This window comes from Paenibacillus sp. FSL W7-1287 (genome assembly GCF_038004245.1).
Lineage (GTDB): Bacteria > Bacillota > Bacilli > Paenibacillales > Paenibacillaceae > Pristimantibacillus > Pristimantibacillus camelliae.
Map to the genome: position 1 here is coordinate 2,540,307 of NZ_JBBORD010000001.1, position 12,468 is coordinate 2,552,774.

Consider the following 12,468-nt stretch of genomic DNA (forward strand, 5'->3'; position numbering starts at 1 on the left):
AGCAGCTTTACTCCCCTCGAATTAATCGTACGATATCATTGTAGGTGACAACGAGCATAAGCAGCATTAACAAAGCAAAGCCGATAAAATGTACAAAGCTTTCCTTATTCGGACTAATTGGTTTGCGACGAATCGCCTCAAGTCCAATGAATAATAATCGACTGCCATCTAATGCCGGAACAGGCAGTAAATTAAATATCCCTAAGTATAAGCTAAGTGTAGCTGTCCAGCTTGTTAGCTGAACGATGCCTTGTCTTGCGATTTGACTCGTAATCTCAGCGGTACGCACAGGGCCGCCTAGATCGTCAAGCTCTACCTGCAGCGTAACGAGCATTTTTAATCCGTCCATAATTAGAACGGTCATTTCCTTCATTAGTGTTACCCCACCAGTGAAGGTTTCGCCTAAGGTTGGTGCGCGAGTTCCGAATGCAGCCTGAACACCTATTTTCCCTTCTCCTTGCTCATTAGGAACAGGAGTAATCGTTAGTGACTGCGGATTGCCATCACGGATAAAATCAATAACAATCGGCTTATTCGGATGCTTTGCAATGATATTAATCATCCGCGTGTAATCTGTCCCAACTGCCTCACCATTTACCGCAGTAATAATATCTCCTACTTGCATCTTGGCTTCTACAGCAGGCGTATCAGGAAGTAATGCTCCAATCTGTACATTCTCTCTTACCCCAGCCATCTGCACATACAATAAGAACAATATAAAAGCTAGTATAAAGTTCATCATTGGACCTGCGAATATAGCTAGTGCGCGCTGACCAACCGTTTTACTCCCGAATTGACGATCAATCGGTGCAATTTGTGTTTCCGTGCTTCTTGCAATAATGTGCGCCGTAGGGTGCACTTGATACTTTTCAACTTCACCTTCAACGTCGAGATCAATATGTAGATTTCGCTCTAAATCAATGGAGACAACTTCACCTCGAAGCACGTCCTTACGCTCATCCAGACGATCGAGATATATACGTTGAACGACACCATCTTTTAATCGTACCGCGACGGTTTGTCCTGGTTGAACCTCAACAATCTCTGGGTCCTCACCGGCCATGCGTACAAATCCCCCAGCCGGAATAAGCCGCAATGTATATCTAGTTTCCCCACGTTTAAATGAAATGACCTTCGGACCAAAGCCAATTGCAAATTCTCGAACAAGAATACCTGCACGTTTTGCGAAAAAATAATGTCCCCATTCATGAATCGTTACGATAACGAAAAACACTAAAACTGTTAAAAACACCGTTTGAATCATTTGCATATATGCTATTAGCCTCCTATCGTTACGGCCTGTACATAGATTATCATTATTCCACTATGGTACACAAGAGAACTAAAAGCAGTTAAATTACAGATGCAATTGCTCTTGCCTCTTGATCTACAGCAACGATAGCTTCAATTGTATCTACCTTGCAGCTATTATGCTTTGAAAGCACTGACTCTACCACATGCTCAATCCCTAAAAACGAAAGCTCACCCTTAAGAAAACGGTCTACTGCGACCTCATTAGCCGCATTATAGACAGTAGGGGATGAAAGCCCTGCCTTGCCGCATTCAAATGCCAGCCTAAGCATCGGATAACGAGCAAAATCCATCGGTCGAAAATTCAATTGTCCGATTTGAGCCAGACTTAGTCGCTCGGAAGTATTCTTTATTCGATCTGGATATGTCAATGCATACTGAATGGGCACGCGCATGTCAGGCAAACCGAGCTGTGCAATGACACTACCATCCACGAACTCAACATATGAATGGATAATGCTCTCTGGATGAATGACAACATCAATTTGATCATAGGTCACATCAAATAACCAATGCGCCTCGATCACCTCTAGCCCTTTATTGGCCATTGTCGCAGAATCGATTGTAATTTTAGCTCCCATAGACCAGTTTGGATGCTTCAGTGCCTGCTCCACGGTAACATTATGTAGCTGCTCTCTCGTATAGTCTCTAAAGGATCCGCCCGAGGCAGTCAGTATGATTCGCTCTGCTTGCTCGACCCGTTCACCATTTAAGCATTGGAATATGGCGGAATGCTCACTATCTATAGGTAGCACTTTTACACCTTTTTCCTTTGCCAGCGCCATAACGATATGACCAGCAGTCACTAGTGTCTCTTTATTCGCAAGACCAATGTGCTTACCAGCTTGTATAGCAGCTATTGTCGCTGGTAATCCTCGACTGCCCATAATCGCCGTCACAACGACCTCTGCTTCATGCGCCGTAGCAACCTCAATAAGCCCCTGTTCTCCATAGACTACTTGAACAGAAGCCGGTATAAAGCCTCTCAGCTGCTCACTTAGCTCTCTTGTAGCTACACTCACTAATCTAGGAGCGTATTTATCGATTTGTTGCTTAAGCAGTTCGATATTATTACCTGCGGAAAGTGCAACGATCTGAAATTTATCTGGATGCTGATCTACAATATCTAATGTTTGTGTTCCAATAGACCCTGTTGATCCTAGTAATGAGATTTTCTTCAATTGACTACCTCCACCTACACCGGAATGAGCTGAGTGAGAACAAGGATTGGAAACACGATAATCCAACTATCCGTACGATCAATGATACCTCCATGTCCTGGAAGTAAATTGCTCATATCCTTAATGCCTCGCACTCTTTTGTAAGCTGATTGCATTAAATCTCCTAGTTGACCAGCAATCGCAGCAACTAGTCCTAACACAATGGCACGCCACAGCTCTATAAAATCAGGAGCAATGACAGCGAATAGAATCGCTACAATAATTGAGCTGATTATCCCGCCAATTGCACCTTCAATGGTTTTGTTTGGACTAATAAGTGGCCATAGCTTTCGTTTTCCAAAAGCACGCCCGAAAAAATAAGCGCCGATATCACTCGCCCAAATCGAGCAAAAAGCAATAAAGCTCCACCATAAGGCATACTCTTCCATCAAGCGGACATCAATCATCGCAGCAAAGCCAATTCCTAGATAGACGGTACCTAAAAAAGTAAGTGCTGCCTCATTAATCGTAACTTTATTTTTAGTAAGCACGGTCAATGCAAGTAGCACAAACATAAGCAGCCATATAATTGCAGTATCCTGGATCCAGCTCACGCCATACGATTCAAAGGGAATGACAAGCGCTAGCAGGCCAAGTAATGCTGCAATGTGCAATGGATTGTTCCAGCTAAGATGGTTCATTCGAGAAAACTCAAACATTGCAATAATTGCCATAACGATAATAAGCGCTGCATAATAATGTCCACCCAAGATCATTAATCCTAAGAAGAGAGCACCCGCCAGGACTCCAGTAACCAATCTTTGCTTCATTGCAATACTTCACCTCTATGTGATGTCGCTACACTCCGCCAAATCGACGTGCGCGCCGCTGATATTCCTGGATTGCCGCCATAAAATGCTCCTCCGAAAACTCAGGCCAAAACACATCAGTAAAATAAAACTCACTATACGCTAGCTGCCAGAGCATGAAGTTACTTAAACGTATTTCTCCACTTGTTCTAATAAGCAAATCCGGATCAGGCATATTTTTTGATTGCATATACGTCGAGAACAAATCCTCATTAATATGATCAACCTGCAGCTGCCCCGACTGGGCCTGTGCAGCAATTGCTTTCACAGCTTCAATTAATTCAAGCCTTCCACCATAATTCAAGGCGAAATTAAGTACAAGACCTGTATTACCCGCCGTCCGATTCATTGCCTCTTCAACTGCTTTTCTTGTATGAGGTGGAAGATGCTCCTGATCACCCATCATTCGAACTTGTACGTTATTTTCCATTAATTCTTCAATTTCTAGTTCAAGAAATTGCTGAGGCAGCTTCATTAAGAATTCAACCTCATCTTTTGGTCGCTTCCAGTTCTCTGTTGAAAAGGCATAGAGTGTTAAGTACTTCACCCCAAGATCGTTCGCAGCTACTGTAATACGTTTTACTGTTTTCATTCCAGTGTGATGACCAGCAATTCTAGGCAGGCCTTTATGCTTTGCCCATCTTCCGTTGCCATCCATTATAATTGCTATATGTTCTGGTATATTATCAAGCTGAATCGGTAATGGAGATTGAGCTTCCGTTTCCCCTTTTTTAGACCATAGTCGCTTTAACAATAGGCTCCCTCCCAGCAAAATTCCATGAATATTCGCCATTTACTGAAAGAACCCCACCTTAGGGAGGGGCTGCTCTTCATTAAACTTCCAATATTTCTTTTTCCTTCGTTGCTAATACTTTATCACTCTCAGTAATATATTTATCCGTAAGCTTTTGGATATCGTCCTGATGACGCTTGGATTCATCCTCGGAGATTTCGGCTTTTTCTAATTTTTTTATGCTATCATTCGCATCACGTCGAATGTTACGAATCGCCACCTTAGCATCTTCAGCAATTTTTTTAGCCGTTTTAACAAGCTCAACGCGGCGTTCCTCTGTAAGCATTGGAACGGATAGACGGATAATTGCACCATCATTAGATGGCGTTAAGCCTACATCTGATTTTAAGATAGCACGTTCGATCTCTGCAAGCGAAGATTTATCCCATGGTTGAATAAGTAAAGTGCGAGAATCTGGAGTAGTAACGTTAGCTAATTGATTCAATGGTGTCAATGTTCCATAATATTCAACCTGAATTCGATCTAGCAGTGATGGACTTGCTTTGCCGGCACGTAATGAAGAAAAATCACGTTTCAGTGCATTAATTGCTTTTTCCATACGTTCTTCTGCAGATTTCTTTATAGCTTGAGGCATTATTTCCCACTTCCTTTCACAATTGTACCAATTTTTTCACCAAGAACAACACGTTTAATGTTTCCATTTTCTGTAATCGAGAACACAATCAATGGGATATTGTTATCCATGCAAAGTGAAGAAGCTGTTGAATCCATCACGCCTAAATTTTTATTGAGGACGTCTAGGTATGTTAACTCCTCGAATTTCTCAGCTGAAGCATCCTTGAAAGGATCCGCAGAATATACACCATCAACTTTATTTTTCGCCATTAGTATTACTTCTGCTTCGATTTCAGCAGCACGCAATGCAGCTGTAGTATCGGTAGAGAAGAAAGGATTACCTGTTCCAGCAGCAAAAATAACAACGCGACCTTTTTCAAGATGGCGAATGGCACGACGACGGATATATGGTTCTGCTATTTGCTGCATAGCAATTGAAGTTTGAACACGAGTTGGCACGTCGATCTGCTCTAATGCGTCCTGCAATGCCAACGAGTTCATTACTGTAGCAAGCATGCCCATATAGTCTGCTGTAGCACGATCGATTCCTTTCTCTGTTCCTGCAATTCCACGCCAAATATTGCCTCCACCAACGACAATTGCCACTTCTACACCTAGTGCAATGACTTCTTTCACCTGACTAGCAATTGAAGAAATAACCGATGCTTCAATACCATAGCCTTCTTGACCAGCTAGCGACTCTCCGCTAACCTTCAACACGATGCGTTTAAATACTGGATGTTCCAACTTATTTACCTCCATCTTACACCTCTAACATAAGAGGTATTCAATTATGTTCCATGATACAAGTAAGGCGGGGCAGAAGCCCCGCCCCTCTTAGTTGAGTTCGGATTAACCTTTAACTTGAGCCATAACCTCTTCAGCGAAGTTCTCAACTTTTTTCTCAAGACCTTCACCAAGCTCAAAGCGAGCAAAACGACGGATGGAGATATTCTCACCGATTGTGCTAATTTTTTCGTTCACAAGCGTTTCAATTGTTTTATCTGGATCTTTAATGAAAGCTTGCTCAAGCAGGCAGTATTCTTCATAGTATTTAGAAATACGACCTTCAACCATTTTATCAACGATATGAGCAGGTTTACCTTCGTTAAGAGCTTGTGCTTTTAGAATTTCTTTTTCTTTCTCAATATCCTCAGCAGGAACCTCTTCACGACGAACGTATTTAGGATTAGTTGCAGCAATATGCATTGCAACGTCTTTTACGAACTCTTTAAATTGGTCTGTTTTACCAACGAAGTCAGTTTCGCAGTTAACTTCTACCAATACGCCGATACGGCCATTGCTATGGATGTAGGAATCAACGATACCCTCAGTTGCGATACGGCCAGCTTTGTTTGCTGCTGCCGCTAGACCCTTTTCACGTAGATGAGCGATTGCTTGATCAATATCGCCACCAGTTGCTTCAAGAGCTTTTTTGCAATCAAGCATACCTGCTCCAGTTCTCTCACGTAGTTCTTTTACTGCACTCGCATTTACTGCCATGTAAAAAACCTCCTAAATGTTCTATGTCTAATTTTGTTCAAAAAAAGGGTAGCGAGAGGTTTTCACCATCTGACCACCCTTTGTTGTTTATCCATTCATGCTATTAAGCAGTTGTTTGCTCGCCTTGGTTAGCTTCAACAATTGCGTCAGCCATTTTAGCAGTAAGCAATTTAACTGCACGAATTGCATCGTCATTACCAGGAATAACGTAGTCAATTTCGTCTGGATCGCAGTTTGTATCTACGATACCTACAATTGGGATACCCAATTTACGAGCTTCTGCTACAGCAATACGCTCTTTACGAGGATCGATTACAAACAGTGCACTTGGAAGTTCTTTCATGTTTTTAATTCCGCCTAGGAACTTCTCAAGACGCTCTTGTTCTTTTTTAAGAAGGATAACTTCTTTTTTAGGAAGAACTTCGAATGTACCGTCTTGCTCCCATTTTTCAAGCTGCTTCAAACGGTCAATACGTTTTTGAATCGTTTGGAAGTTAGTAAGCGTACCACCCAACCAACGTTGGTTGATGTAGAAGTTACCGCAACGCTCAGCTTCTTCTTTAACAGAATCTTGAGCTTGTTTTTTTGTACCAACAAAAAGTACTGTGCCGCCTTCTGCAGCTACAGATTTAACAAAGTTGTACGCTTCGTCAACTTTCTTAACTGTTTTTTGTAGGTCAATAATGTAAATACCGTTTCTTTCTGTGAAGATATAACGATCCATCTTTGGATTCCAACGACGAGTCTGGTGACCGAAGTGAACCCCAGCTTCTAAAAGCTGTTTCATAGAGATAACCGCCATGATCTGCACCTCCTATATTGGTTATTTGTGTCCTCCGCTCTTCGCATCTTGAATCACCACTTACACCGTGTGCAAGCACCCGTGAATCAATTGAAAAGCGTGTGTTTTTAACACCGTCATCTAATATACCATAAGCAATTGCGAGAAGCAAGCACTCTTCTCAAACAATTTGTCTGTTATTGGATGAGCGTCAGTCCTTTTGTTGAGATGTGCTCATTGGCCTCAGCTTCTGTCAAAGGCTGACTCGTGAACAGCTTCTTGAGGTCATCTAGTGTCATTTGCTCCTCAATATAAAAAAAACCAGCGCGAATATCCACACTGTGGTTTCTAAAATAATCAACAAATTGACTACTATCATTGAATAGACCATTGCTTTCTAATCGCTTAGCTGTTGAAGTAATTGAGTCACCTGGATGCACGCGAAAAATTGCAGCTGTGTGCTCTGGAGTTTGTGCTGGTTCTGGCGTCTCAACCGCTTCAGATTCAACTGGCGGTTCGGCTGGCTCTACTAGTTCGTTAGTCGGAGCTTGAGGTTCTTCTGCTGATGCTGGTGCTTCTGGCGCCTGCGCATCTTCTTGCTCAGAAGCAGATGTTTCCTCATCAATCGGTGTAGGTGTTGGAGTTGGTGAAGCATCCCCGCCGTTAATCTGTTGTTCAATCGCATTGAGCTGCTCTTGGCTTTTTTCTCCGATTGTAAAGAGCTCGAGCAGCAACACACCGATAATAATGCCAATACCAATTCCGATAAGTAGTGATCGTCTATGCATAGCGAGACTTCTCCTCCTGCATCGCGAGCTGTATAATAAGCTGAATCTCACCCTTATTTTCACCTAGCTTTTTAGCAATCGCCTCAACTGACTTGCCGGAGTTGTACATCTCAAACAGCTCTGTATAACGGCTTTGTATACTATTTGCAGGAATGTCCACTTCGGACTCATCCTTAGCAGCCTCAGGAGCTTCAGCGCGATGGCCTGCATTAATGGATAGGTTAGGACTAGCTTGAAGTAGCTGGAGCTTAGCCTCCGCTGCAGCGACCTGCTGTGAAAGCTTAGAGAGCTGCTCCTCAAGCATCATGTTTCGTTGTTCCAGACGAGCAAGCGCTTCACCTTTAACGCGGTCTTCTTCTTTGAGCTGATTTAACGACGTTGTAATCATTTTTACTAGATCGTTATGCTCATTCTCCATATTATCCATAAATTGCTCAAACGCTAGCTCAAGCTGCTCCATTTGAGCATTTGAGCTAGCGCCAGGCTTTTCATTTTTTCCTTTTGGAAGCAACAAAGCTGCGACTGCAATAACCGCTCCTAAAAGTGCAATATATTGCCATGATTGCATTAAAATCCCGCCTTGAATTAAAGTCTAATATCTAGATGATGCCCTTTATAAGGATGATTGGAAGACTTCTCTTCATCCTTCTCTTGCTGGGTGCCAATACGAGCATGCTTCTTTTGTGAGTCTTGCCCGCCTTGTTCTTTCTCTTGATCTCTTATCATGCCTTTTTCTGTTTCATCAACAGCTGTTGCTTGCGATCGCTTGTGTTCCGCTTCCTTTACAACAGATGCTTCAAGCATCGTTTGCTCCATCACTGGACGCTGTATGGCTTGCTGCTGTAAACCACTCAGCTCAGGAGCACGTGGTACGGAAAGCTGGAGATTCAATGGTGATAAACCCATCCTTACTCCCCCTTGGCACGATACCTAGCGATACCGTTAGTAGTATGGCACCATTACAATTTCACCATCTTCATACTTAAATACAACGCTGCTGGTGCTATCTTTAATATAACGTGTATAGCGACCTATGACAATTTTTACACCGCCAAAAACTTGATTTTTAATAGAAACGGTAGCTAATTCGCTATCTTCTAGTTGTTTTTCAATTTCCAACATGCGGTCCTTCAAATCATTGATTAACACAGTCGTTTGATTTTTCGTATGAATCAGCTTTTGTCTCATCGCCAACCGGTCAGGTGTTAATTTCCCCGTCGCCGCCAGTTGATCGAGAATGACTAGCGCCTTTTCCGTACGATCTAGATGCTCTGTTTGCTCCTTAATCGATGCTCGTATGTTTAATTGTTCATTGCGATGCTCAGGATGGACACCAACCTCAATCGTAGTAGCAGTTGACATCGCATTTCCAATTGTTTTTGCCGATACGCCATCACTAGCCTGAATAACTCCGCCTACAACTAGTCCCTTTGAACTATCACAAATAACCTTTTGACCCGCTTTTACGATAGAGTGCAATATGCTTTGTGATGCATGAACGTCTCCACCTGCTGTAATATTGGCATCCTGGATAAAGGAGCATTTAATATTTTGAGCTGCAGTAACCATGCCTTTACCAGAAGCCATAATGCCGCCAGTAATCTCTATGGAACCGCCAGAGTTAAGCTCAGCACCTTCAACACCGCCAATAACCCGAATGTCACCTGCTGCATTAACCTTAAATCCAGTTAGCACGTTGCCACGAATAACTACTGTTCCGACAAAATCGATATTCCCAACTCGATAGTCGACATCACCCTTAACCTCGAATACCGGGAACACATTAATTTTATCCTTATCTGTCAGAGAGATTAAGCCATCAATGGCAGAGTACATTAAATTCCCCTCTGCATTTACGACAACATTTTTTCCAACCTTAAACCTTGCGGGCTTACCAATTACACCCGGCACTGTTTCACCCGTCACAGTTAAGCCGGAAGGGCCAGTTTGAGGTGGAATAAGGCGAGCAATAAGCTGTCCCCTTTTAACGTTATCCAGCTTAGTCACTTGTTTAAAGTCAATGACATCGTTGTCAGAGTTATCCGATTCACGATGCTTATCCTCGACATCAACAAACACGACACTGCCATCAATCCCTTTTCCTGCAGGCTCACCTTTAGCAACCTCGATCTTACGATTCATATATTGAATGGGCTCTTTACAGATAGAGCGAATATGGTCATGTAACAAGCCATGGACAATGCCCTGCTTACGAATATAGCTTTCCAAATCCTCTGGAACATACTTCTCATCATCATATATGGTCTTCAAGCTTACAAAAGCAACTAGTTTATCGGATGAAAGCTCCAGGTTAACGCTTGATTCATATTTACTCATGTCCATAACTACACCCCTCCCATTTAACGAAATAGTTCGGCTTTGTGCTGCTCCAGAACTCCTTTTAATCGTTGAATTGCTTTGGAATGAAGTTGTGATATTCTCGATGGTGAAAGTGACATTACCTCTGCAATTTCGCTTAAACTTAGATCCTCGAAGTAAAATAATGAAACGACCGTGCGTTCCTTTTCCGTAAGCCGCTCAATTCCTTTTTCTAGGCTTGCCTTCAAAAATACATCGTCCACCGTAGATTCAGGCTGTTTTGCTGATTGATCTATTAAAAGAGACATTCTTGTCTCAGATTCTTCTTCACGTAATGGTTCTTCTAATGAGAAGACTGCTGAAATGGATACATCTTGTACCATTGCAGCAAATTCTTTCTCGTTAATCTCTAGGAATTCGCAGACTTCAGCATCTGTAACCGATCTCATATGCTTCTGCTCTAGTACTTGATAAGCTTCTTCAATTCTTTTCGCCTTTTCTCTGACGGATCGTGGTACCCAATCTCCTTGTCTTAAACCGTCAATTATAGCACCACGAATTCGCCAGGAAGCATAGGTTTCAAACTGTAATCCTCGTAAATAATCGAACTTTTCAATTGCATCAATAAGCCCCATGACACCATGACTTGCAAGGTCTTCCTTGATTACATTTTTCGGTAATCCAATCGACATCCGGTTTGTTACATATTCAACAAGAGGCAAGTAATTTTCAATCAGGCTTTTTTTAGCATCAATATCTCCCTGCTCACGCCATGCTTGCCATAAATGAAGATTAGTAAGGTGAGAAACTTTTTGATCTTTCATTATCTCACTCTCCTGTTAGATGACGTACTGCTTTGGTCAGCTGTTCTGCTTGGATATTATCTGTCGACACAAGCTTCGTTGGGTTCAAAGGTTTAAATTGCTCCGTCTTTTCATTATTAGCTAATGGCTCGAACTTTTCCTCCGAACTGCCGGGCGCTAGTTGATCCCGCAGTAAAGCATTCAGATCCTCCTCACTATCCGGAGTTACATAGTTTACTGTATTACCGGAGAGTGCTTGCTCGTCCTCATCCTGAACTTCGTCAATAACAGGGGCTTCGTTTGTACTTAGCAGCAAACCGAGTATGTAGCGTAACGGATAGGCTAGTAGAAAGAATGCAATACATGCATATCCCCCTCGCAATAACGAGACTGCCCATGGGTTATTGGATAGACCAATAAAAAAGACTGCAAGAAGACCAAAGATACCAAATCCTAAATTCCAACGCCAGCTTCCATACATTTTAAATCTCCTTTATCCCATGCTGCACACTACGAATCGTAAGCGTTCCGCTTTTGGAGCTTAGCTCGATCGTTCGACCAAAATTACCACCAGTATCCTGTGAAATTAAAGGAATGCTATACTGCTCCAGCATCATTAAACAGGATTCAACATTCCTTGGACCAATTCGCAAGGAATCGGTCTGACCAGGTAAAGTGAACATTTGCGAACCACCGGCCATTTTCGCTTGTAAGCGACTTACATTCGCACCAAGTGCCAGCATTCTTTCTATGAGTTCAGGTATTGCCGTATCTGCATATTTAGCGACATTAATGGGAGCTTCTCTTGCTATGCTAGATGATGGGAGCATAACATGTGCCATTCCAGCAACATGCTTCGTTGGATCAAACAATGTTAATCCAACACAAGAGCCTAAACCTGTTGTTTTTAGATGCTCACCATTCGCCGCTGTATTCAAATCAGCCATTCCTACCTTTATTAGAAGTTCACTGATCATCCCAGCCTGACTCCTAATGCTCGAAATATAATCTCGAATGAGTTTGGATCAGGAATAAGAAAGAAGTGTCCCTCTAACGACTTGCAATCCTCTAGAAAGCTAGTCTCTATAAGAAGTGCGGAGTCACCCATCTCACCATACTGCATTAACCCGTAGCTTAGAATTGCTCCTGCCATATCATGAGCAATCGAAGGGACTGAAGGCAGTAATTGCAGCTGTGTAAAATCTGCAAGTGAGGAAAGGTATGAACCAGCAAGGATATTACCAATCTCACATAGGGTTGACAGTTCCAACTCAGAATATGTGCCATCATCTAAATGCTCTTTAGGCAGCAATTGCTTCATCAACTGCAGTGCATAGTGCTCCTGCATAATGAAAAACATGTTGCCTGGAACATCTCCCTCAACACGCAAAAACACAGCAATTACGATTTGTTCAGAGCCGCCCACACGCTCGGCCACCTCTTCAAAAGGAAGCAATTGTACACTTGGCACTGACATATCAATTGGCTTATTAAGCAACGTAGACATTGCCGTTGCTGCATTACCTGCACCGATGTTACCAACTTCCTTCAAAACATCCATCTCG

The 12,468-nt window shown here is 42.6% G+C and carries 16 protein-coding genes; all 16 read right to left on the reverse strand.

From position 1 onward, the window contains the following. Nucleotides 1–7 precede the first annotated feature (7 nt). Nucleotides 8–1,270 carry an RIP metalloprotease RseP gene (rseP, locus tag NSQ99_RS11575; RefSeq protein WP_340836722.1) on the reverse strand — a complete coding sequence of 421 codons (1,263 nt, stop codon included), beginning with the start codon at nucleotides 1,268–1,270 and terminating at the stop codon, nucleotides 8–10. An 82-nt stretch (nucleotides 1,271–1,352) separates the two neighbouring features. After that, nucleotides 1,353–2,492, reverse strand: a complete 1,140-nt coding sequence (locus tag NSQ99_RS11580) for a 1-deoxy-D-xylulose-5-phosphate reductoisomerase (RefSeq protein WP_340836724.1) — start codon at nucleotides 2,490–2,492, stop codon at nucleotides 1,353–1,355. A gap of 14 nt (nucleotides 2,493–2,506) precedes the next feature. Continuing rightward, nucleotides 2,507–3,301 (reverse strand): phosphatidate cytidylyltransferase, encoded by a 795-nt coding sequence (locus NSQ99_RS11585; RefSeq protein WP_251665447.1) that lies wholly within the window; start codon nucleotides 3,299–3,301, stop codon nucleotides 2,507–2,509. Between the two features lie 28 nt (nucleotides 3,302–3,329). Beyond that, nucleotides 3,330–4,094: an isoprenyl transferase gene (locus NSQ99_RS11590; RefSeq protein ID WP_251665448.1), complete on the reverse strand. Its 765-nt coding sequence runs from the start codon at nucleotides 4,092–4,094 to the stop codon at nucleotides 3,330–3,332. A gap of 79 nt (nucleotides 4,095–4,173) precedes the next feature. Then, entirely contained in the window at nucleotides 4,174–4,728 is a 555-nt protein-coding gene (gene frr, locus NSQ99_RS11595) for a ribosome recycling factor (RefSeq protein ID WP_251665449.1), read from the reverse strand. Next, a complete protein-coding gene (pyrH, locus tag NSQ99_RS11600) occupies nucleotides 4,728–5,456 on the reverse strand; it encodes a UMP kinase (RefSeq protein WP_251665450.1) in 729 nt (242 codons plus the stop codon). The genes frr and pyrH overlap by 1 nt, the downstream gene beginning before the upstream one ends. 105 nt (nucleotides 5,457–5,561) lie before the next feature. Then, nucleotides 5,562–6,212, reverse strand: coding sequence for a translation elongation factor Ts (gene tsf / locus NSQ99_RS11605; RefSeq protein ID WP_251665451.1), 651 nt, complete (start codon nucleotides 6,210–6,212; stop codon nucleotides 5,562–5,564). Between the two features lie 103 nt (nucleotides 6,213–6,315). Further along, the gene (gene rpsB, locus NSQ99_RS11610; protein WP_251665452.1) at nucleotides 6,316–7,014 is read right to left on the reverse strand and encodes a 30S ribosomal protein S2; all 699 of its coding nucleotides are present in this window, start codon (nucleotides 7,012–7,014) and stop codon (nucleotides 6,316–6,318) included. A 176-nt stretch (nucleotides 7,015–7,190) separates the two neighbouring features. Further along, nucleotides 7,191–7,781: a hypothetical protein gene (locus tag NSQ99_RS11615; protein WP_340836725.1), complete on the reverse strand. Its 591-nt coding sequence runs from the start codon at nucleotides 7,779–7,781 to the stop codon at nucleotides 7,191–7,193. Continuing rightward, nucleotides 7,774–8,349, reverse strand: coding sequence for a DUF6115 domain-containing protein (locus NSQ99_RS11620; protein WP_340836727.1), 576 nt, complete (start codon nucleotides 8,347–8,349; stop codon nucleotides 7,774–7,776). Before NSQ99_RS11620 ends, NSQ99_RS11615 begins: the two co-directional genes overlap by 8 nt. Before the next feature lie 17 nt (nucleotides 8,350–8,366). Continuing rightward, a complete protein-coding gene (locus NSQ99_RS11625) occupies nucleotides 8,367–8,687 on the reverse strand; it encodes a hypothetical protein (RefSeq protein ID WP_340836728.1) in 321 nt (106 codons plus the stop codon). A gap of 36 nt (nucleotides 8,688–8,723) precedes the next feature. Beyond that, nucleotides 8,724–10,124: a DUF342 domain-containing protein gene (locus tag NSQ99_RS11630; protein ID WP_340836732.1), complete on the reverse strand. Its 1,401-nt coding sequence runs from the start codon at nucleotides 10,122–10,124 to the stop codon at nucleotides 8,724–8,726. Between the two features lie 17 nt (nucleotides 10,125–10,141). Then, nucleotides 10,142–10,924 carry a FliA/WhiG family RNA polymerase sigma factor gene (locus tag NSQ99_RS11635; RefSeq protein ID WP_251665457.1) on the reverse strand — a complete coding sequence of 261 codons (783 nt, stop codon included), beginning with the start codon at nucleotides 10,922–10,924 and terminating at the stop codon, nucleotides 10,142–10,144. 4 nt (nucleotides 10,925–10,928) lie between these two features. Then, on the reverse strand, nucleotides 10,929–11,384 hold the full coding sequence (locus NSQ99_RS11640) for a hypothetical protein (protein ID WP_340836734.1): 456 nt from the start codon (nucleotides 11,382–11,384) through the stop codon (nucleotides 10,929–10,931). A 1-nt stretch (nucleotide 11,385) separates the two neighbouring features. Further along, the gene (locus NSQ99_RS11645; RefSeq protein WP_340836735.1) at nucleotides 11,386–11,880 is read right to left on the reverse strand and encodes a chemotaxis protein CheD; all 495 of its coding nucleotides are present in this window, start codon (nucleotides 11,878–11,880) and stop codon (nucleotides 11,386–11,388) included. Next, nucleotides 11,877–12,464 (reverse strand): chemotaxis protein CheC, encoded by a 588-nt coding sequence (locus NSQ99_RS11650; RefSeq protein WP_340838784.1) that lies wholly within the window; start codon nucleotides 12,462–12,464, stop codon nucleotides 11,877–11,879. The genes NSQ99_RS11645 and NSQ99_RS11650 overlap by 4 nt, the downstream gene beginning before the upstream one ends. Nucleotides 12,465–12,468: the final 4 nt, after the last annotated feature.